Origin of the sequence: Psychrobacter sp. APC 3279, assembly GCF_030407795.1 — a bacterium.
In the GTDB taxonomy this organism is placed as follows: Bacteria; Pseudomonadota; Gammaproteobacteria; order Pseudomonadales; family Moraxellaceae; genus Psychrobacter.
Genome location: NZ_JASDCR010000005.1, coordinates 110,761 through 131,170 on the forward strand (window position 1 = coordinate 110,761; position 20,410 = coordinate 131,170).

The window sequence follows — 20,410 nt, forward strand, 5'->3', positions numbered from 1 at the left end:
CCGTTCTTTATGAATTGTTAGGTCAAATGGCTTCATTGACTAGACAGCGTTTACGGAACGGATAATTTTTTAGCATTGCAAAATACAAATTCTATATTCATAATTATCATAAATTGATAGCTATTTATTATATACAAGAATAATAGCTTTGTTTTACACTACTTTGTTACTGTATGTTCAGACATTTTTACTTTCATATACAGACGAGGTTTGTATATTTATACAATAGGATTAAGTTATGGCAATCGACGTAGTGGTCAACCAACGGCATTTGCAGATTCAGCTCAAACAGCTAGAAACAGTATGGCATACGGTGATTAACGGTTATAACTTAAGCCAAGCGGCGACCGTGCTACATACCAGTCAATCAAGCTTATCAAAGCATATTGCTGCACTAGAAAACCAGTTAAAGACGGAAGTGTTTGTGCGCCAAGGCAAACGTCTGACAGGACTGACCACTATGGGCACAGCGCTTATGCCGCATATCGAGTCTATCTTTGCTGAAATCCGTACCATTGAAAACCTCAGTTTAGATTTTAATAATCCTAATATCGGTACGTTGACGATTGCCACTACTCACACACAAGCGCGTTATGTACTGCCGCAAGTGGTTAAAGAGTTCAAAGATCGTTTCCCTAAAGTAAATTTGATTTTACAACAGGCAGATCCTGAGACCATCGCTCAAATGGTCATCCGTGGTCAAGCCGATATTGGTATCGCCACTGAGTCCTTGCTACATAATAACTATCTTAGATGCTACCGTTACTATGACTGGACGCATCGCGTTATCGTACCGAGTGATCACGAACTGGCTAGCCAAGAGTCTATTGACCTGCCCACACTTGCCAGCTATCCGATTGTTACTTATCACGGTGGTTTTACAGGACGCGGCGCGATTGACAAGACGTTCGACGAAGCAGGATTAGAGCCAGATATCGTACTAGCGGCGCTCGATGCCGATGTGATTAGCACCTATGTCGGTCTAGGCCTAGGTATAGGTATCATCGCAGAAATGGCGTTTGAGCCAAGCCATTATCAAAACCTGACTGCCATCCCCGTCGATCATTTTGGTCGCTTTACCAGTTGGATGGCGGTACGCGATGATGCAGAAATCCGTCAATATGGACGTGCGTTCATGGAGCTATGCCAAAAGCAATTTGCAAATTAATGAGCATTTGTTAAATAAAGTATCTCAGACTTGCTCACCCTTACTAGACTGAGCTGTGGATGATAAAATAGATTCTAGAACGTTATTCAATGTTTCTTTTATATATTATTCACACTTGTATTGATATTTGGTCGAATGAAATTAATTAGCGACTAAATATCAATACATATTAACTTGCTCTTTTGTAAACAGGTGATACCGCTCATGGAAAAATTCGTAGCGATCATTATGGCAATTTTTGCCGCCCCTCTACTCATTGGCGGCGCTTATTTATTGTCCTTAGGCGGTAGTCCTTACTACCTTATTGCTGGCGTTATCATACTAACGACAGCTTTTTTATTGTTCAAAAAACACTGGAGTGCTTACGGGTTATATGCGCTATTTATCGTAGCAACCATGGCTTGGGCACTTTGGGAATCTGGCTTTTATTGGTGGGCGCTAGCACCTCGAGTTGGCTTTCCGCTTATATTTGGTTTGCTCATGCTACTACCATGGGTATCCAACAAAATGCTTGGGCCTAAAACTCAAGTAAACGCAAATGCTGCAGCTAATACATCAACCACAAATACTGCTAAGAAAAGCCCTCTGTATTATTGGGGCCTGCTCGTAAGCGTAGTCGTAGGTGCACTACTCTCTTTTGGTAGTCTAGCCAACAATGCCACTGACAAACTCGGTGAGCTTGATTTGACTGCTGCAAATGATGACGAGCAAAACGTCAGCTCAGATGAGACGTCAGCCAACCTTGGTGATCCGTTATCAAACGGTCAACAAACGCCAGATGGTGAGTGGAGCGCGTATGGTCGTACTGATTATGGTCAGCGCTACTCGCCTCTAGATAAAATCAATACCGATAACGTCAAAGATCTAGAGCTAGCATGGCAAATCCAAACAGGTGATGTCAAAGGTCCTAACGATGTCGGCGAGACCACTTATCAAGCAACACCATTAAAAGTCGGCAATGGCTTATACCTATGTACCCCTCATAACTGGGTACTAGCGCTAGATGCCGACTCTGGTGAGACGCTTTGGAAGTTTGATCCTCAAGTAGAGGAAAACTTACAACGTCAGCATCAAACTTGCCGCGGCGTATCTTATTATGCGGGTCAAGCGACCAGTCCTGTACAAGTACAAAAAATTGCTGGTAATACCTTTGAAAACGCATCTAAGCAATGTGATGCCAAGATATTTATCCCAACTTCTGATGCGAAACTATATGCACTCGATCCAAATACTGGGCAACGCTGCCAAGACTTTGGGGATGATGGTGCATTAGACTTGATGCATAACATGCCGTTCAATCAAGCAGGTTACTATTATTCTACGTCACCACCAGTTATCGCAGGCGATACCATCATCGTCGCTGGTGCTGTCAATGATAACTATGACGTCAACTCGCCTTCTGGTGTGATCCGTGCGTATGATGTCAATACTGGTGAGCTTCTTTGGAACTGGGACTCAGGCGATCCTGATAATACAGCGCCTTTCGATGTCAATGATCCAACCCAAACTTACAAGACCAGCTCACCAAACTCATGGTCAGTCGCTACTGCCGATGAAGAGCTTGGATTGGCATACTTCCCTATGGGTAACCGTACGCCAGATCAGCTAGGTAGCTACCGAAATGCTGCTGAAGAAAAGTATGCAACGTCTGTTGTCGCTCTAGATATCGAGACTGGTGAAGCACGCTGGGTTCAGCAGTTTGTGCATCATGACCTTTGGGACATGGACACGCCTGCTCAGCCAACCTTACTTGATCTAGATACGGCCGATGGTGTACAGCCTGCGCTGGTTGTACCAACCAAACAAGGCGATGTATACGTCTTGAACCGCGCAACGGGTGAGCCTATTGTACCGATTAAAGAGCGTCCTGCACCGCAAGGCTATCTCATCGCAGGTGAGCACGCAGCGCCAACTCAGCCTTATTCTGGCTTGAGCTTTGAGCCTGAACCACTGACTGAAAAAGACATGTGGGGTGCCAGTCTCGTTGATCAAATGATGTGCCGTATTGAGTTCAATCAGCTCAATTATGATGGTCGCTACACCCCGCCATCAACCAATGGTAGCTTGGTCTATCCTGGTAACTTTGGTACCTTTAACTGGGGCGGTATCGCCGTCGATCCTGAGAATGGCGTGATGTTTGGTATGCCGACATATTTGGCATTTACCTCAAAACTCATTCCTAGAGACACGTTGGGCGATGCAGAGACCAATAAAGGAGAGCAAGGTGTCAATGCCAATGAAGGTGCAGATTATGCAGTAGAATTAGGTCCCTTCTTGTCACCGCTAGGCGTACCTTGTCAGCAGCCACCATGGGGCACGATCGCTGGTGCTGACCTAGCCACAGGTGATATCGCTTATCAACGCAAAAATGGTACGGTACAGGATCTGTCTCCTATCCCTATCAAACTGGAGCTAGGCGTACCTGGTATCGGTGGACCTATCATCACCAAAGGCGGTGTCGCGTTCTTGTCAGCGGCGACAGAAAACAACTTCCGAGCTTATGATTTGAAAAATGGCGACGTGCTATGGAATGTCCGTATTCCAGCAGGTGGTCAAGCCACGCCAATGACTTACTTGAACTCTAAAGGTGAGCAAATGGTCGTATTGGTCGCAGGTGGCCATGGTTCAGTTGGAACAACCATTGGTGATTATGTCTTAGCTTATAAGCTTGGTGACCAAGCTAAATAGTGTTGCATTTGGTTCTTCAGATAGTGATTATTTAATTTATCATTATCTTATAATCGAATAATTAGAGAAGCAGGTAACTTAGATTGCCTGCTTTTTTTAATGCCATCTTTTTCTAATGCTACAGTGTAATGCTGCTAAACCCTTTTATGACCTCACTTATGTTTTATTTATCGCTTATTTTGACCAACGACAACCTTTATAAATACCCCTTAATAATTGTTAAGCAAGCTTAAAAACAGAGTTAGCTGGCTTTGTTATGATTCATTAACAGTGACTAGTGGCACTTGAAACTACCACTGTCTATAAGCATATCAGTAGAAAATAATTTACACACTACTGGAACATTTATGAGTAACAAAATCCCTTTATCCTTCTTAGACCTCGCACCTGTACCTCAAGGCAAAACCATCGCTGAAGGCATCGCCCAAACGGTGGAAACCGCGCAGCAAGCAGAAAAATCAGGCTTAAACCGCTACTGGATGGCAGAGCATCATAATATGCCGGGTATCGCCAGTGCAGCCACTTCGGTACTACTATCGCATATCGGTAGTCAAACTGACCGTATCCGTATTGGTGCTGGCGGCGTTATGCTACCGAACCATGCCCCTCTCGTGATTGCTGAGCAGTTTGGTACTTTGCAGGCATTATATGGCGACCGTGTAGACTTAGGTCTAGGCCGTGCGCCTGGTACTGATGGTGCGACGTTTCAGGCACTTCGTCGACAAATGAAAGACGCCGAACGCTTTCCACAAGATGTGCAAGAGCTGATGTATTTCCTAGGTAATGATACAGAAGGCAGTCCCGTACAGGCATTTCCTGGCGCAAAATCAGGCATACCGATTTGGATATTAGGCTCTTCTCTATTTGGTGCGACTTTGGCTGCACATTTAGGACTGCCTTATGTGTTTGCCTCTCACTTTGCTCCGCAAATGCTTGGGCAAGCAATTGAGACTTACCGCGAACAGTTTAAACCGTCTGTCTATCTAGATAAGCCTTATGTGATGCTGGCTGCAAACTTATTGTTGGCTGATGATGATGCGACCGCTCAATATCACTTTACCTCAGCACAGCAGAGCTTTGTACGTCTGCGCCGTGGTGAAACAGGTCAAATGCCTAAGCCTACTCACGATATGGACAGTATCTGGAGTCAAGCAGAGAAAATGATGGTAGACAATGCATTGTCAGTATCATTCATTGGCTCTGTCGACACGGTAAAACCGAGACTCGCTGCGTTTTTGGCAACCTATCAGCCAGATGAGCTGATTGTGACGGCCAATATCTATGACCAAGCTGCCCGTATCCGTTCACTTGAACTTACATCGGAGCTAAACTTATTTACTTTACAATGAAATGAGACACTTGCATAATTATTGATGAACCTTAACTGGATTTTTGACATGGAAGCAACTCCCATTATCGGTGCATCGCTCATGATTGGCTCGTCAATATTTATGTATATCGTTGCCTTTCTTGCCGCTATGGCTATCGGTGGGTATTTAACCTATCGTACTAGTCCAAAGCGCAAGCAGCGCCGTGAAGACAAGCGTAATAGTGAACGCTAGATTAATACCAAAAGCCCTCTTTTCTTATTTGAAAAGAGGGCTTTTTTAAGACTATCAAAATTAGATAAAGCGAAAATACTTACTTATTTAAGAATAGTATAAAATCTGCATTACATCAATCCAAGGGCACGTAACGACGCTGCCCCAATCGCCATACCAAACATGCCGACAACAGTGGTAAATGCCAAAATATTAGCCGCCAATACATCATTGCCACCCATTGCTTTTGCCATGACATAGCTGGCTGCAGCTGTGGGCGATGCGACCATCAAAAACAACACCCCCATATGCACGCCTGATAGTCCAAATCCGAGCCCAACAGCGATCGCAATCAATGGTGCGATGACAATTCGACCAATACTCGCCTGCATAGATAAGCCCGAAGGATGCAACATAGATTTTAGGTTAATACTAGCACCTGCACAGATCAGTGCTAGCGGCAGAGCCACCGCTGCCAGTAAGTCACCGGTGGTATGAATCACCCCTGTGAGTGGCGGTAATGGTAGTGCTTTATAGACGAATGCGCCGACCAATGCCAAAATTAGAGGATTGGTTAGCAATTTTTTTACGATCATCGTACCGCGACTAACCCATGTGTCATCTACGCTTTTGGATACGCGGCTCAAGGTAATGACCGCCAAGATATTAAACAGTATCGTCACCACGCCCATATAGACCGCACCGATACTTAACCCTTGCGCGCCGTAAGCGTTGGCCACGGTTGCAAGGCCAATGATGGCCATATTGCTACGGAATACGCCTTGTACAAACACACCTTGGTCTTCAGGACGCTTGACGAAGCGTTTGGCATAAAACTCTGCGCCAATAAATAATATAAACGTCACCAAGATACCAACAAGGATAAGCGTAATTTGCTTACCATAATCGACGTCGCTATCAACCACGCTAAAAAACAATAAACACGGCAAGCAATAATTAAAGACAAAACTTGACGCCTGATCGATAAAAGTTTGGCTTGCTTCACCACGTCGTTGCATAAAAAAACCCAACCACATTAAGGCAAGGTTGGGTAAAACAATGGTAATAGCAAAAACAATAGCATCAATCATAAGTAGACTCAGTTCGGTGACAAGCCCATCAATATATGGACATCAGCGAGACAAATTAACAAGTAGTAAGAAAATTTACTGACCTAGTATAGAGACAAAGTAGCAAGTAGGACAAGGTTACATGTGACTTTCTTTTAAAACTGACGTTTTTTTTGACAAACAAAAGCCCGTAATGAAATATCGTTACGGGCTTTTATACTATAAGTACTTTATTATAAAAGGCTTTATTGCATGCCTATTATGAGTCCAATGCAGCTTTTGCTTTTTTATGCTTTTTAACCGTCATTGCCAACAATTGAATAGCAGCAGGGGTTACACCGCTTACGCGTCCAGCTTGGGCTAGCGTCGCAGGACGAACTTGCGTAAGTTTCTGTACTATCTCGTTCGATAGACCTGACACGATACTATAATCAAAGTCTAACGGTAGCGCCGTGTTTTCTAAACGCTTCATTTGGTCGATATCTTCTTGTTGACGATCGATATAGCCAGCATATTTAACAGAAATCTCTATCTGCTCACCCACTTGTGCATCAACGGTTGAGTCCGTGATAGCGGCGATATCAGCAAAATGTATTTGCGGACGCTTTAGCAAATCAAAGGCAGTCGACTCTTTAGACAGCACTTCACCTGTTTGCTCAGTCACTTGCTTACCTAAAGCATTAGCAGGCGTGGCCCACATATCTTTTAGGCGTGAGGTTTCTGTCGCGATGGCTTCCATTTTTTCTTGATAGGCCTGCCAGCGTACATCGTCTACTAGACCTAGCTTACGACCAGTCTCAGTCAAACGCTGATCTGCATTGTCTTCACGTAGCAATAAACGATATTCTGCACGGCTCGTAAACATACGATAAGGCTCGGTAGTACCGTGAGTAATCAAGTCATCGACAAGTACACCGAGATACGCTTCATCGCGGCGCGGTGTCCATGTGTCAAATTCGCTATTGTTGGTAGTGACCAATGCCGCATTGGTACCTGCAAGCAAACCTTGTACGCCCGCTTCTTCATAGCCTGTCGTACCATTAATCTGACCTGCAAAGTACAGACGATCAATCGACTTGGTTTCAAGCGTTGGCTTTAGGTTTTGTGGATCAAAGTAATCATACTCAATCGCATAACCTGGACGAGTAATATGCGCGTTTTCTAAGCCTTTCATACTATGAATAAAGTCTAACTGCACATCAAATGGCAAACTGGTTGAGATACCATTTGGATACAACTCATGTGTGGTCAGACCTTCTGGCTCGATGAAAATCTGATGGCTGTCTTTATCCGCAAAGCGATGAATCTTATCTTCGATCGATGGGCAATAACGTGGGCCCACGCCTTCGATTTTGCCAGAGAACATTGGTGAACGGTCAAGGTTTTCACGAATGATGTCATGAGTACGCGCATTGGTATGCGTGATATAGCAGTTAACTTGCTCAGGGTGCATAGAGACATCACCCATATAACTCATCACTGGCAACGGTGTATCACCTGGTTGTACGGTCATCACGCTAAAGTCAACACTACGTGCATCAATACGTGCTGGGGTACCTGTTTTTAGACGACCAACTGGCAGCTTAAGCTCACGTAAACGATCTGCCAACTTGATAGAAGGCTGATCCCCTGCACGGCCACCATTTGAGTTCTCTAAACCAATATGAATCACACCGCCCAAGAAAGTTCCTGAAGTCAATACCACTGTTTCGGTCTTAAAAATAATACCTGTAGAAGTCACAACAGCCGTCGCACGACCATTCTCAACCAAGATATCATCAGCGGCTTGCTGGAATATATCTAAATTTGGCTGGTTTTCTAGCGTATGGCGAATAGCCGCTTTATACAAGATACGGTCTGCTTGCGCGCGTGTGGCACGAACGGCAGCCCCTTTACGGCTGTTTAGTACGCGAAACTGGATACCTGCTTTATCCGTTGCCAATGCCATTGCACCGCCCAACGCATCAATCTCACGTACTAGATGCGATTTACCGATACCGCCAATCGCAGGGTTACAACTCATCTGCCCGAGCGTCTCAATATTATGCGTCAACAATAAGGTCTGTGCGCCCATACGTGCAGCCGCCAGAGCAGCTTCTGTACCAGCATGACCACCGCCGATCACTATCACGTCGTAATGTTTTGGGTATTGCATGTGTGCCTCACTTGACTCATAACGCTGCTGATTGCCATATCTTATGTTCAAATAAGAAAACAGTCAGCAAATAAACGTCAGTCGAATTTATAAAAAAGATAACGACTCAGATAAGTCGTTCATAATTGGTTAGGGCGTGTTCTTATTTTGAAAATGGTGATAAAAATGAGGTAAATTGCAGTCAAACAAGGAAAATAGCGCAAATAATATCAGGATATTAACCAGCTATTTGACATAGTTTGGCAATATTTAACCATTTTTAGCCCATTCAGATGCTTTTGTTCAGATTAAGAACACGCCCTGAATAACCCATAATTATAACAATTTTTTGATACTTAAAAAACGTTAGAACAAAAACTATTAAAATTAAGCGAAAAGTTCTCTACTCTGGTTACTATCTTGCTAGTTGTTGCCTTACTAGGGCGTGTCTTCATTTCAAAAATGGTGATAAAAATGAGATAAATTGCCGTCAAACAAGAAAAATAGCGCAAATAATATCGGGATATTAAACAGCTATTTGACGATGTTTGGCAAGATTTAGCCATTTTTAGCCCATTTAGATGACTATCGGGTGAACTGAAGACACGCCTTAGTTACTGTTTTAATCATCGTTTTGATTATTATTGCCAGGGCTAAGCGGTACGATCTGATCTGATTGACCACTAGACAGCATATGATGGCTACCATACCCTTCTGGATTGATCTGTAGATAAGCGTTCATTTGACCAATCGCCTCACCATCATCACTGGCCAAGATCTGCTCTTTGATAAGCTCAACTGGCGGTAATGGTAAGTTTTTAAGCAATGCTAAACGCTGATGGTTATCACCTTTGTTGACTACCAACTCGATAAGCTGACGAGCATCGATTGGCAAATCTGGTGTGTTTTGTGCCAACAGTGCCAAATGATAAGCGCCTGCAGGATCTTGGTCTACAACGATGCGCTGCTCGATAGCCACATAGGTTGCTTCAGTTGCACCGCCTGCCACACTAAGCTGATGAATACATTTAAGTGCTGAGTATGACTCATTATTAGCAATCTCAATAATGCGTGTCGATTCATTTTTTAAACGTTCACGGCGTTTTTCAATAGCCGCCTGCTCAGCCGCTTCTCTTTGCTCGTTTGACTGTTCGCTGGTTTGATTATTCATAAAGCTCTCTTACTCATCTGATAATTATTATTTATATCGCTGGTATCTTGGACACTATATGGGGGTAAATCCTATAAAAACAACGAAACCTAATGACATACGCGAGTGGAAATACTAATAGGGACAATAATAAATACGGTACTAACGTTACTAATAGCGACAATAAAAAAACCCAAATAGCCATTAATGACTACTTGGGTTTGCCGTGCTTGTATCTTGCAAAGGCTAATTGGACATTAAAGACATCCAATTCACACTTTCAAGTATTAAGCAGCAGGGCTGTTTGCTTCAACCAATGGCTTTAGCTCGCCCGATTGATACATTTGCAAGATGATGTCTGATCCACCCATCAACTCACCATCAATCCATAATTGCGGGAACGTTGGCCAATTCGCGATTTTTGGCAACGTTGCACGGATTTCTGGGTTTTCTAAAATGTTTACAAACGCAAATGGACGACCAATCTGAGTCAGCACTTCAATAGAGCGCGCTGAAAAGCCACACTGTGGAAATTGCGGTGTGCCTTTCATGTAGATAATGACTTTGTTGTCACGGATTTGATCACGGATCAATTGTTCAACGTCGTTTGCAGCAGTGTTTGGGGTTTGCTCACTCATAAAAGCTCCTATTGATAAAGCGGTTCATTAAAATGATTATTTATATAAAATAATTGTGTAAAGACGTGGCTGATACATGGGGCGACTGCCGCTGTATTACAAGCACGAATTTCTATCTATGTAGGTTCGATAGCATTAGGGACTAATAATACCACGGCATTGGCCATGATGCCCTCTTGACGACCTGTAAATCCCAATTTTTCAGTCGTGGTGGCTTTCACGCTGATATTGCTAATATCTGTTTGTAAGTCGCTAGCGATATTAGCGCGCATGGCTGGATTATGCGGCGCTAACTTTGGACGCTCGCACATCACCGTAATATCAGCATTACCTAGGCTATAACCAGCCTCTTTCACCTTACTATAAACATAACGCAGCAATACTCGTGAATCCAATCCAGCATGTGCCGCATCGGTATCAGGAAAATGCTGCCCGATATCACCAAGCGCCAATGCACCAAGCAGCGCATCAGCAAGTGCGTGCAAAACCACATCCCCATCAGAGTGTGCGAGCAAACTGTGAGTATGCTCAATAGGCACGCCTGCTAGAATGACATATTGCTGCTGCTGACCATTATTATGAAACGCGTGAACATCAATACCTTGACCAATTTTTATCATTATTATTCCAAGATGAGTTAAAGGTGATTAAAATAATTCAAAACCACTATCTGAATTTTCAAAGTGGTTTTACTAGTAGCCAGACACCATCGGTCGCCATCAGTTTCAATTAACTGGTATAATATGACGTTTATTTTATCATAATACCAGATCCAAAAGACAAGCTGACGTTGTTGTGCTGAGACTACGTATTGTAGTGATTGCATAACACTTGGCGTCGGCATGTACTTTGGATAACGTATAAATAGTTGAGCCGTTTTATGTCAGCCATACAAAATACCTCAAGCACAACCGTTTCTGAGTCTTTTAATGCTCATCGCCCTTTAACACTTGCTGATGTCGAAAACCCTAGCACCAAGCATGTAATCGTCGGTATGTCAGGTGGGGTCGATTCTTCTGTATCAGCCGTATTACTTCAGCAGGCAGGCTTCAAGGTCGAAGGCTTGTTTATGAAGAATTGGGAAGAAGATGACGGCACCGAATACTGTACGGCGATGGATGATCTAGCAGACGCGCAAGCCGTATGTGACAAAATCGGTATGAAGCTGCACACGGCCAACTTTGCTATGGAATACTGGGATCGCGTATTCGAGCACTTTTTGGCGGAATATAAAGCAGGACGCACCCCAAACCCAGATATCTTGTGCAATAAAGAAATCAAGTTTAAAGCGTTTTTGGACTATGCGTTGACCCTTGGGGCAGATTATATCGCTACAGGTCACTACACGCGCCGCAGTGTAAACTATACCAATGCCGAAGGTGACGAGGTTGCACAGCTCTTACGCGGTCTTGATAACAATAAAGACCAAAGCTATTTCTTGCATGCGGTTGGCGGTGACAAAATCGCCAAAACGCTATTCCCAGTTGGTGAGCTTGAAAAGCCAATGGTACGTCAGATTGCTGAAGAGCATGACCTAGCGACGGCTAAAAAGAAAGACTCTACGGGTATTTGCTTCATTGGTGAGCGCCGTTTTAAAGACTTCTTACAGCAATATCTGCCTGCTCAAAAAGGCGAGATACTTACTGATGATAATAAAGTCATCGGTACTCATGATGGCCTCATGTATTACACATTGGGTCAACGTGGCGGCATCGGTATTGGCGGTGTTAAAGACCGTGTAGAGGCACCGTGGTTTGTATTGGCAAAAGACTTAGAGAAAAATCGTTTAATCGTCGGTCAAGGGCATGAACATCCCATGCTAATGAGCAACGAGCTAAAAGCCTATAAGCTCGATTGGATTGATGGTCTACCACCTGCGGATGTGTTTAGCGACGAAGGTCTAGCCTGTATGGAAAAGTCTCGCTATCGCCAGCCAGATCAAGCATGTCGCGTGTTTGCGACCAATACTGATGGCAGCGAAGTGCGCGTGGTATTTGATGAGCCACAGCGCGCCGTCACCCCTGGTCAGTCAGCGGTATTTTATATCGATGAAGTATGTCTGGGCGGCGGCGTGATTGAATCTATCGATGCACCTTGCGGATTCTAATTGATTCCTAAGACCCAACTTAAAGCATGATGTTGATGCAGTGAATAGATTGATTTTAACGAGGGCCAACATCGCTTTATTTGCATAGACCGCTTTTTTAATATCATATTTCTGCTATATTACGCGCAACGATTTCGACGTCGTTTTTTATATGGTAATTTTTTATCTAGACTCTTGCAGTTTTTTATTTCATAACTACTGAGGCATAACCATGACCCCACTTACCGCTCTCTCTCCAATTGATGGTCGTTACGCATCAAAGGCTGACAGCTTACGTCCTTATTTATCTGAATTTGGTCTAATCAAAGCTCGCGTTACGGTAGAGATTCGCTGGTTGCAGTCTTTAGCTGACAACAGCGCAATTGGTGAATTAGCAGCATTTGATGACCAGACCAACGCTTTTTTGAATGCAATCGTTGATGACTTTAGCGAAGCAGATGCTCAAGCTATCAAAGACATCGAAGCGACGACCAATCATGATGTAAAAGCGGTTGAGTACTTTATCAAAGACAAGTTCCGTGGTCAGGATGCCTTAATCGATTCACTTGAGTTCATTCACTTTGCTTGTACCAGTGAAGATATCAATAACCTATCGTATGCATTGATGCTCAAAGACAGCCGCGAGCTAGTCGTTGCCAAAATGCAGCAAGTGACTGATAGCATCGTTGACTTATCTATTGCTCACGCTGATCAGCCAATGTTATCACGTACACATGGTCAGACAGCCAGTCCAACGACATTGGGTAAAGAGATGGCAAACGTAGCCTATCGCCTAGCCCGTCAAATCAAGCAAATCAATCAAGTAGAGCTATTAGGTAAAATCAACGGCGCAGTCGGTAACTATAATGCGCACTTTTCAGCGTATCCTGACGTTGACTGGCAGAGCCATGCTGAAGCGTTTATCAATCAGCGTCTAGAGTTAACATTTAACCCTTACACGACTCAAATCGAGCCACACGACTATATCGCTGAATTGTTTGATGCTGTTAAACGCTTCAATACAATCTTGATCGATTTCAACCGTGATATTTGGCAATATATTAGCTTAGGCTATTTTAAACAGCGCCTAAAAGACGGTGAAGTTGGTTCTTCTACTATGCCGCATAAAGTTAATCCAATTGACTTTGAAAACTCTGAAGGTAACTTAGGCGTTGCCAATGCGATGCTAGCCCATTTGGGTGAGAAACTACCAATTTCACGTATGCAGCGTGACCTATCGGACTCAACGGTATTGCGTAATATCGGTGTTGGTCTAGCACAGAGCATGATTGCGTTTGATGCTTGCCTAAAAGGCGTGGGTAAACTTGAGCTAAATGCACAGCGTTTAAATGATGACTTGAATCAAGCGCAAGAAGTGTTGGCAGAACCGATTCAAACGGTCATGCGTCGCTACCGTGTTGAAAACCCGTACGAGAAACTAAAAGCTTTGACTCGTGGTAATGCTATGACTCGTGAAGCCATGCTAACGTTCGTCGAAAGCGATGAGCTATCGGCAGTTAGTGATGCGGACAAAGAACGCCTACGTGCATTGACGCCTGCCACTTATATCGGTAATGCCGCTGAGCAAGCACGCGCTATTAAAGAGTGGATTGCCAAGCTTTAATAACTGATAAGAGCATACTGATAATAAGATCGGACTAGAAAGGTAGGAGCGCCTAGTATTATTTACTCGCTCCTACTTGATAGCACTTTTATCTTATTCACTTATTATCTTAATAGCTATTATCTGAATAACTAGTATCTGAATAAAAAGTAACCTTACTTTGAACGCTATGATTGGTTTTGATTCGATTGCTTTTGATTCAAAACCCATAGTCGATAAGTAAGGTTTTATTTTTTATCATCATCGTCATCACTGTCGCCCGGTATGATGGCTTTACCCACAGCAACGGTTCCTTTGACCACGCCTTTGGTAGTTTTATAAGCGATTTTTGCGGGTACTGTGACAATTTTATGGACACAGGCCTGTAGCAAAAATACGCTAGCGATGATGACAACAAAATGCAGCTTTTTCATAACGTTCCTACGATTGAGTGGATGCTCTGCTGACAGCTATTATTTTGATAATCGTTATTGCTTATATGTACTATATAAACGTCACCAAAATAATAGACATCAAATAGATGACAATCTTAAACTATTAAAACCTTCCTATAAAGCATCCCTTATTATTAATCTTGTACACCGTCAAAATATGGATTTATCAATGACTTCTATTCCTCTTTGTTTACCCGACTCTATCACGCCTGAGCAATTCCTGACTGAATACTGGCAAAAGAAGCCACTGCTTATCAAGCAAGGGTTGCCGCAGCTGATTGACATGTTTGAGCCAGATGACATGATTGGTCTTGCACTTGAAGAAGATGCTAGCGCAAGATTGCTGACTCAAGCAGCCAGTAAAAAAGAAGGTCAGGCACAGTGGCAACTCAAAAAAAGCCCACTGAGTGAAACGGATTTTGAAAACTTACCAGAGCAATGGACCGTATTGGTACAGAATCTTGAGCAATGGTCGCCAGAGCTTGGTCAATTGTGGCAAGCGTTTGACTTTATTCCGCAATGGCAGCGCGATGACATCATGGTCTCTTATGCGCCAGCAGGTGGTTCGGTCGGTAAGCATTATGACGACTACGATGTGTTCTTGGCACAAGGGTACGGCTCTAGACGTTGGCAACTAGGCAAATTCTGTGATGACCAGACAGAATTTGTTGCTGATGAGCCTTTACGCTTGTTCGACGACATGGGCGAGCTTATCTTTGATGAGATACTAGAAGCGGGTGATGTCCTTTATGTACCGCCTAAATTATCACATTTCGGTGTAGCACAAGATGACTGTCTGACTTTTTCATTTGGTTGCCGCCGTCCAAACCTGATGCAAATCATCGATAGTGTGGCCGATATCGCGACCAATGACAGCAAGCTGTTTATCCCGATGCTACTACCGCAAGCACTACAAGCGTCAGGTGAATTGCAAGCAGATAGTATTGCGGCTATCAAGGCGCAGCTGCTAGAGATGCTACAATCTGATCGCGGTGATGACATGATTCGCCAAGCAATCTCTGAAGTGGTTAGTAAACGCCAATATGATGCGCTGATGCCAGAAGAGACGTTAGATACCGATGAGCTAACGCAAGCCCTATCAGAAGGAGCCACATTGCAGGCAGACTATAGCAACCGCCTACTCTATAGCCAGACCGATGATGGCACCGTGCTGTATGCAAATGGTCAACGTATCGATGGGCTTGATGAAGCTGCGATAGCAGTACTAGTACGCTTAGCCAATGGTGAAGCATTACAGCATAGCGACGTCACAGATGTTGATGCAGATGATTTGAGCGAATGGCTAGAGAATGGCTGGGTATGGGTGGATATTGCTGAATAACATCCTGTCATCAGGCTTCAGTTAAATAGCATAAACAAAAAAACCGCTATCTGATAATTATTCAGATAGCGGTTTTTTCTTATACATCTTATGCAATTACTAGTTTGGCATTTATAGCGCTACCAAATACCGCTTAGCCTTTATGAAAGTTGATATAAAAGCGAAGCGAATTCGTAATTAATGCAATGTTTCTACTCTGTACCAAGCTCGAGCAAGCTCGCGTTACCACCGATTGCTGTGGTATTGATAGTCTTGACTCGCTCAGTGACAAAACGATGCAGATAATCAGGCGTCAGCATCTCTGACAAGCCTTCCATATCAGTGACACTGATAACCTGCGTCAAAATACCGTCAGTATTGGCAAGCTCTTGACTGATGGCTTGCACCTCGCTGCGGCTACCAGAGACAGCCACTTGCGCTAGACGATCGATATATAAAAGTGTGACTGTTTGCGAATCGTTAGCCACACTCAATACATCTTCGCTGATCCCTGTGTCGTGCAGTATCTTAGCAGCTTCATTACACATCTCATCTTGGCTTGGGCAATGCAATATAACTTCATTACCTGTCAGCAAAGCCGCGATAAGCTGACCTAATACTGCCATGGCTCTAGCAGTTTCGCCGCCGATGACCATCGTCTTACCACGGCCAGTCACATACAAGTCATTGGACTCGCCTGTTGCCCCTGTCATACGATGCATTTCATCCAAGCTAGGCGCAGCGCTCAACAAATGGTTGAATAAACGCTTTGCTTTATTGGCATCACCAGTGAGCAATGCCAGTTTTGGAATGGCTGCTTGTAGATATGTTGCGCGATTCACTGCGCCGAGTAATCGCCAAGATTCACAAACCTGGGCATGATTTTTTTTGAATTCAGTCGCCATGTTGCTACTCCTTATGCGAGTTCTGTTTGAGTGGTAGTTTGGGTTTCGGTCGCTGTTATATAAGCAGCTGACTGTTCAGCGTTGACTGTTTCTGAGCTAAGTTGCATGAGACGCGCGACATAGTGCGGGCCACCAGCTTTAGGGCCAGTACCTGACAGACCACAACCACCGAATGGCTGTACGTTTACGACCGCGCCGATTTGGTTACGGTTGATATAAGTGTTACCGACGAAGGCACGGCGCTCAATGTGCTCAACAGTATTTTCGATACGGCTATGGATACCTAACGTCAAACCAAAGCCTGTGTTGTTAATGGCATCAATCAGCTTATTCAAATCACGTGCTTGGTAACGCATTACGTGTAGAATTGGGCCAAAGTGCTCACCACCGATCACATCGATGCTCTTCACTTCGATTGCGGTTGGCAATACAAAGGTAGACTTCTCTTGACTGACAACTGAGCTTGAGCTCATCGGCGTCTGTGCCAAGATAGTAGCAGTCGGCTCAGCACTCATACGTTCGATGTGCGCCTCTAAACCATGCTTAGCATCTGCATCAATCACTGGACCTACATCTGTGGCAGCATATAGAGGATTACCTACAGACAACTCAGCCATATTACCTTGCAATAGCTCGATTAAATCATCCGCCATTTCTTCCTGTACACACAATATGCGACAAGCTGAACAACGCTGACCTGCTGAACCAAATGCTGATAGTACCGCATCTCTAACGACTTGCTCTGGCAGTGCCGTTGAGTCAACGATCATCGCATTTTGACCGCCAGTCTCAGCGATAAAGACAGGCAATTCACCGCTAGCTTGTGCATGATCATTTAAGCTTTGGTTGATACGTTGGGCTGTTTGAGTAGAACCTGTAAATATCACACCTGCGATATTGTCAGCCGCCGTCAAAGCACCACCTACGTCGCCTGCACCAATGACTAATTGCAATGCTTCTGCTGGTATACCCGCTTGATACATCAATTGGGCACCAAAATGAGCTACCAAACTGGTTTGTTCAGCAGGTTTCGCTACTACCGTGTTACCTGCAGCAAGTGCAGCTACAATCTGTCCCGTATAGATAGCCAATGGGAAGTTCCATGGACTGATACAAACAAAAGTACCGCGTGCTTTATATACTTGACGAGACTGCTTACCAGCCAAGTCTGTAAACTCATGTACGACGTCATCTAGGCGCTCTGCTTCGTCAGCATAGAAACGACAGAAATCAACGGCTTCTTTGATTTCATCGATGCCGTCTTGCATGGTTTTGCCCGCTTCAACTTGGCATAGTGCCATTAGTTCAGCGTAGTTCTCTTCGTATAGCTCAGCAATCTTACGTAATATCTCAGCACGCTTAGCAGCTGGTACATTTTTCCATACTTCTTGACCAGCAACAGCAACATCAATCGCTTGGCGAGCCACTTCAGCGTTGGCATAAGTTACTTTACCAGCACTAACTTCGTGGTTCCAAGGCGCAAGTACAGTTTGCGTATCAAGTTGATTCGTTTGACCATCTACTTCGTAAGAATCAACAGCTTTACCATTAATAATAGAGGTTGCTGACCATGTTTTGTGTAGATGGCTATCAATAGCTGATTTGAACGGCAGCCATTGCGACTCTACAAAGATATTTGGGCCAAAACTTGCACGGCGTTCACCATAAATCTCTAACGGTAACGGGATGTCTGGATTGTGCAATGTTGCATTACCAAGCAGCTTGTCATATGGATGCACCGTTAGCTTTTCGATTGGGTAAGACTTGTCTAGCAACTGATGAACAAACGAGCTGTTGGCACCGTTCTCAAGCAAGCGGCGTACCAAGTACGGTAGCAAGTCTTTGTGTGCACCTACTGGCGCATAGATACGTACAGGAATTTCATAAGCTTGCAAAATGTGATCATAAAGCGCATCGCCCATGCCGTGCAGACGTTGGAATTCAAAGTCCCTATGTGCACTCATGGTCATGATTGATGACAGTGTATGCGCATTATGCGTCGCAAACTGTGGCCAGATTAGCCCGCGCAGATGGTCTGACAATAAGAAGCGCGCACAAGCAAGGTATGCAGTATCCGTACCTTCTTTACGTGTCCAAACTGGATAGCCTGATAGACCTTTTTGCTGAGCAAGTTTGATCTCAGTATCCCAGTAAGCGCCTTTAACTAGACGTACTGGAATACGATCACCGACTTCAGTAGACAAACGAGCAAGCCATGCTAATACAGCGATAGCGCGTTTAGAGTACCCTTGTACAACGATACCTAAACCATCCCAGTCTGCCGTTAAATTATCGCGGTACAAAGACTCAAACAGTTTTAGAGAAATCTCAAGGCGATCTGCTTCTTCAGCATCAATACTGATATCGACATTGACTTCACGTGCCGCTTCAATCAATAGCAGGCAGCGCTGACGTAATAGGCCCATTACTTGCGCTTCTTGCGTGGCTTCATAGCGAGGATGCAGTGCTGATAATTTGATAGACACTGACGGCTTCGGCATGCCTTCTTTGACTTTTACGTTCGCCGTGGCTCTGATCGCATGTAGATAATCATTGAAGTATTTTTCCGCATCTTTATGCGTGATGGCCGCTTCACCTAACATATCAAATGAATAGGTATAGCCTCTATTACGATATGGCTGGCTGTTTTTATTGGCGTCTTCGATGGTCTCGCCCAATACAAACTGATGGCCCATGATACGCATGGCTTTTTGCATCGCACTACGAATGACAGGCTCGCCCATCTTTTTAGTCATGCGATCCAAGAAACCTGATGCAGTGGTACTGCTGTCAATACTGACAACGCGACCAGTCATCATCATGCCCCAAGTAGAGGCATTGACCATAAAGCCATTGTCATTTTTAATGTGCTTTTTCCAGTCAGCCACACTCATTTTGTCATGAATCAACGCATCAGCCGTATAGTTGTCTGGCACACGAATCAAGGCTTCTGCCAAGCTCATTAGCAAGATACCTTCTTGGGTATCAAGGCTATACTCAAGCAATAATGAGTCAACCATCTTGACGGCTTTACCATCATTACGTACGTGCTCGACCAGTTTGCGCGTTTGCTCAGCAGCAGCATCGCGTTCTTCTATACTGGGTTTGGCAAGTGGCAATAACTCAGACAACCAACGTTCTTCATCGGCGCTATATAGCGGCGAAATACGCTTATTTAACTCTTCTGCTGACTGGGCGAGATACTCAGGCGACAGCATATCAACAGGATTAAACAAGATCGGCTCTTGCGGGGTAAACTGGTCTACTGGGTTCATAATAACTCCATAACTATCGTTTAAAAACCATAATAAATGGTGCTTTAGGAAGTCTGATCGTCCTGTATAACTGCTCATAACCGCTATCAAAAAATAGTGGTTATTGACGGATATTCACAGCAATAATCAAAAGACCAAACGGCGCCATCACAAAACTAAAAATCCAGCATAGGCTGGAGACGGTTAAGTAGGTCGTTCGACTGTTAAACGGGCTACGTTAACAATACAAAGGCAACAACGAAAAGCTAAGCGGCATTAGTGCCTTCTTCTTGTTAGTAGTGAAAGGAGTGTGATGACCAAATATCGCCTTATTGAACCGAAAAATCGCTCTAATAATCACAAATCTGTCATCTTTGGTGATGCTAATTCACTGTAA

General features: G+C 44.1%; 15 protein-coding genes. 7 read left to right on the plus strand and 8 right to left on the minus strand.

Features of this window, described 5'->3' with window-relative positions; all coding sequences use genetic code 11:
• Positions 1 to 238: 238 nt before the first annotated feature.
• The 4 genes from QL898_RS03855 to QL898_RS03870 all read left to right on the plus strand — a co-directional run bounded on the left by QL898_RS03855 (position 239) and on the right by QL898_RS03870 (position 5,418).
• Complete coding sequence (locus QL898_RS03855) at positions 239 to 1,168, plus strand: LysR substrate-binding domain-containing protein (protein ID WP_057759664.1); 930 nt, start codon at positions 239 to 241, stop codon at positions 1,166 to 1,168.
• 204 nt (positions 1,169 to 1,372) lie between these two features.
• Positions 1,373 to 3,856 (plus strand): glucose/quinate/shikimate family membrane-bound PQQ-dependent dehydrogenase, encoded by a 2,484-nt coding sequence (locus QL898_RS03860; RefSeq protein ID WP_290175856.1) that lies wholly within the window; start codon positions 1,373 to 1,375, stop codon positions 3,854 to 3,856.
• A 347-nt stretch (positions 3,857 to 4,203) separates the two neighbouring features.
• On the plus strand, positions 4,204 to 5,205 hold the full coding sequence (locus QL898_RS03865) for an LLM class flavin-dependent oxidoreductase (protein WP_290175857.1): 1,002 nt from the start codon (positions 4,204 to 4,206) through the stop codon (positions 5,203 to 5,205).
• 48 nt (positions 5,206 to 5,253) lie between these two features.
• Entirely contained in the window at positions 5,254 to 5,418 is a 165-nt protein-coding gene (locus QL898_RS03870) for a hypothetical protein (RefSeq protein ID WP_290175858.1), read from the plus strand.
• A 110-nt stretch (positions 5,419 to 5,528) separates the two neighbouring features.
• Here QL898_RS03870 and QL898_RS03875 read toward each other — a convergent pair whose 3' ends face one another.
• The 5 genes from QL898_RS03875 to ispF form a co-directional block, all read right to left on the minus strand.
• Positions 5,529 to 6,488, minus strand: coding sequence for an AEC family transporter (locus tag QL898_RS03875; protein ID WP_290175859.1), 960 nt, complete (start codon positions 6,486 to 6,488; stop codon positions 5,529 to 5,531).
• 238 nt (positions 6,489 to 6,726) lie between these two features.
• On the minus strand, positions 6,727 to 8,622 hold the full coding sequence (gene mnmG, locus QL898_RS03880; protein WP_290175860.1) for a tRNA uridine-5-carboxymethylaminomethyl(34) synthesis enzyme MnmG: 1,896 nt from the start codon (positions 8,620 to 8,622) through the stop codon (positions 6,727 to 6,729).
• 601 nt (positions 8,623 to 9,223) lie between these two features.
• A complete protein-coding gene (locus tag QL898_RS03885; protein WP_238069713.1) occupies positions 9,224 to 9,772 on the minus strand; it encodes a hypothetical protein in 549 nt (182 codons plus the stop codon).
• A gap of 266 nt (positions 9,773 to 10,038) precedes the next feature.
• Positions 10,039 to 10,389, minus strand: a complete 351-nt coding sequence (gene grxD, locus QL898_RS03890) for a Grx4 family monothiol glutaredoxin (RefSeq protein ID WP_057759647.1) — start codon at positions 10,387 to 10,389, stop codon at positions 10,039 to 10,041.
• Positions 10,390 to 10,505: 116 nt separating this feature from the next.
• Positions 10,506 to 11,009 (minus strand): 2-C-methyl-D-erythritol 2,4-cyclodiphosphate synthase, encoded by a 504-nt coding sequence (gene ispF / locus QL898_RS03895; RefSeq protein ID WP_290175861.1) that lies wholly within the window; start codon positions 11,007 to 11,009, stop codon positions 10,506 to 10,508.
• Between the two features lie 260 nt (positions 11,010 to 11,269).
• On the opposite strand from ispF, the gene mnmA reads away from it, so the two are divergent.
• Entirely contained in the window at positions 11,270 to 12,496 is a 1,227-nt protein-coding gene (gene mnmA, locus QL898_RS03900) for a tRNA 2-thiouridine(34) synthase MnmA (RefSeq protein ID WP_290175862.1), read from the plus strand.
• A gap of 211 nt (positions 12,497 to 12,707) precedes the next feature.
• Positions 12,708 to 14,099, plus strand: a complete 1,392-nt coding sequence (gene purB / locus QL898_RS03905) for an adenylosuccinate lyase (RefSeq protein ID WP_057759636.1) — start codon at positions 12,708 to 12,710, stop codon at positions 14,097 to 14,099.
• A 227-nt stretch (positions 14,100 to 14,326) separates the two neighbouring features.
• Here the strand turns inward: purB and QL898_RS03910 are convergent, their stop codons facing one another.
• A complete protein-coding gene (locus QL898_RS03910) occupies positions 14,327 to 14,512 on the minus strand; it encodes an NF038104 family lipoprotein (RefSeq protein ID WP_057759633.1) in 186 nt (61 codons plus the stop codon).
• A gap of 190 nt (positions 14,513 to 14,702) precedes the next feature.
• Here QL898_RS03910 and QL898_RS03915 point away from each other — a divergent pair, with 190 nt between their 5' ends.
• Entirely contained in the window at positions 14,703 to 15,875 is a 1,173-nt protein-coding gene (locus QL898_RS03915) for a cupin domain-containing protein (RefSeq protein ID WP_290175863.1), read from the plus strand.
• A gap of 191 nt (positions 15,876 to 16,066) precedes the next feature.
• On the opposite strand, the gene QL898_RS03920 is transcribed toward QL898_RS03915, so the two are convergent.
• Positions 16,067 to 16,759 (minus strand): 1-pyrroline-5-carboxylate dehydrogenase, encoded by a 693-nt coding sequence (locus tag QL898_RS03920; protein ID WP_101204808.1) that lies wholly within the window; start codon positions 16,757 to 16,759, stop codon positions 16,067 to 16,069.
• 11 nt (positions 16,760 to 16,770) lie between these two features.
• Entirely contained in the window at positions 16,771 to 20,034 is a 3,264-nt protein-coding gene (putA, locus tag QL898_RS03925) for a bifunctional proline dehydrogenase/L-glutamate gamma-semialdehyde dehydrogenase PutA (protein ID WP_290175864.1), read from the minus strand.
• Positions 20,035 to 20,410: the final 376 nt, after the last annotated feature.

What these genes read in the sequence shown, in the direction of transcription:
- QL898_RS03855 (WP_057759664.1), top strand. Translation starts at nt 239, where the DNA reads ATGGCAATCGACGTAGTGGTCAACCAACGGCATTTGCAGATTCAGCTC.
- QL898_RS03860 (WP_290175856.1), top strand. Translation starts at nt 1,373, where the DNA reads ATGGAAAAATTCGTAGCGATCATTATGGCAATTTTTGCCGCCCCTCTA.
- QL898_RS03865 (WP_290175857.1), top strand. Translation starts at nt 4,204, where the DNA reads ATGAGTAACAAAATCCCTTTATCCTTCTTAGACCTCGCACCTGTACCT.
- QL898_RS03870 (WP_290175858.1), top strand. Translation starts at nt 5,254, where the DNA reads ATGGAAGCAACTCCCATTATCGGTGCATCGCTCATGATTGGCTCGTCA.
- QL898_RS03875 (WP_290175859.1), bottom strand. Translation starts at nt 6,488, where the DNA reads ATGATTGATGCTATTGTTTTTGCTATTACCATTGTTTTACCCAACCTT.
- mnmG (WP_290175860.1), bottom strand. Translation starts at nt 8,622, where the DNA reads ATGCAATACCCAAAACATTACGACGTGATAGTGATCGGCGGTGGTCAT.
- QL898_RS03885 (WP_238069713.1), bottom strand. Translation starts at nt 9,772, where the DNA reads ATGAATAATCAAACCAGCGAACAGTCAAACGAGCAAAGAGAAGCGGCT.
- grxD (WP_057759647.1), bottom strand. Translation starts at nt 10,389, where the DNA reads ATGAGTGAGCAAACCCCAAACACTGCTGCAAACGACGTTGAACAATTG.
- ispF (WP_290175861.1), bottom strand. Translation starts at nt 11,009, where the DNA reads ATGATAAAAATTGGTCAAGGTATTGATGTTCACGCGTTTCATAATAAT.
- mnmA (WP_290175862.1), top strand. Translation starts at nt 11,270, where the DNA reads ATGTCAGCCATACAAAATACCTCAAGCACAACCGTTTCTGAGTCTTTT.
- purB (WP_057759636.1), top strand. Translation starts at nt 12,708, where the DNA reads ATGACCCCACTTACCGCTCTCTCTCCAATTGATGGTCGTTACGCATCA.
- QL898_RS03910 (WP_057759633.1), bottom strand. Translation starts at nt 14,512, where the DNA reads ATGAAAAAGCTGCATTTTGTTGTCATCATCGCTAGCGTATTTTTGCTA.
- QL898_RS03915 (WP_290175863.1), top strand. Translation starts at nt 14,703, where the DNA reads ATGACTTCTATTCCTCTTTGTTTACCCGACTCTATCACGCCTGAGCAA.
- QL898_RS03920 (WP_101204808.1), bottom strand. Translation starts at nt 16,759, where the DNA reads ATGGCGACTGAATTCAAAAAAAATCATGCCCAGGTTTGTGAATCTTGG.
- putA (WP_290175864.1), bottom strand. Translation starts at nt 20,034, where the DNA reads ATGAACCCAGTAGACCAGTTTACCCCGCAAGAGCCGATCTTGTTTAAT.